At 64.5% G+C, this 634-nt stretch carries 1 protein-coding gene and 1 pseudogene; both read left to right on the top strand.

The genetic code is table 11. The features are described from left to right. Nucleotides 1-236, top strand: a pseudogene (locus AAC083_RS02915) (pseudouridine synthase); the annotation flags it as partial. Beyond that, nucleotides 233-634 (top strand): NUDIX domain-containing protein (locus AAC083_RS02910; RefSeq protein ID WP_375134795.1); only part of this gene is annotated, 402 nt, incomplete at its 3' end. The pseudogene AAC083_RS02915 and the gene AAC083_RS02910, both read left to right, overlap by 4 nt.

The following is a 634-nucleotide window of genomic DNA, read 5'->3' as shown; positions in this document are numbered from 1 at the left end:
GCGCCCCCTCATCACCCCGACCGGATGGCGACGTAGCCAAACCGGCAAGGGAGGCACCGAGACGGGCAAGCCAACCGAGACGGGACGAGCGTCCCCACAGCACTCACTCAACTGAGCGCTCAACCCCAAGCCCGACCGGCGGCAAACCCCGCAGCAGCGGGCGCGGTAGCAATCGCAACACAATGCGCCGACCGGCCCGCACGGGTAATCCCAACAGCAGTGACAAGGAGTCATGATGATCAATCACTCGGCAGAACAACCGACCACCAGCCATGCCCGCATGGAGGCCCGCCTGACGGTTGCCGCCCTGGTGCACTGGCAGGGCCGCTTTCTGGTGGTGGAAGAGGAGATAAAAGGTCAGCGCCGCTTCAATCAGCCCGCCGGCCATGTGGAGCCTGGCGAAAACCTGATTGACGCGGCCTGCCGCGAGCTGAAAGAGGAGACGGGTCTGACCGCCACGCCGACCGCGTGGCTCGGCACCTATCTGTTCAAACCGGCTGACAGCGAGGCCACCTTTGTACGCACCGCCCTGGTGTTCGACCTTGAAAAGGCACCGGGTCAGCACCAGCCAGAGGATCCTGATGGCGATGTACTGGCCTGCCACTGGCTTACGCTGGAGGAGATCGCCGAGTGC

Source organism: Aeromonas sp. HMWF014 (assembly GCF_963878295.1).
In the GTDB taxonomy this organism is placed as follows: domain Bacteria; phylum Pseudomonadota; class Gammaproteobacteria; order Enterobacterales; family Aeromonadaceae; genus Aeromonas; species Aeromonas popoffii.
This window is presented reverse-complemented; position numbering and strand designations above follow the sequence as displayed.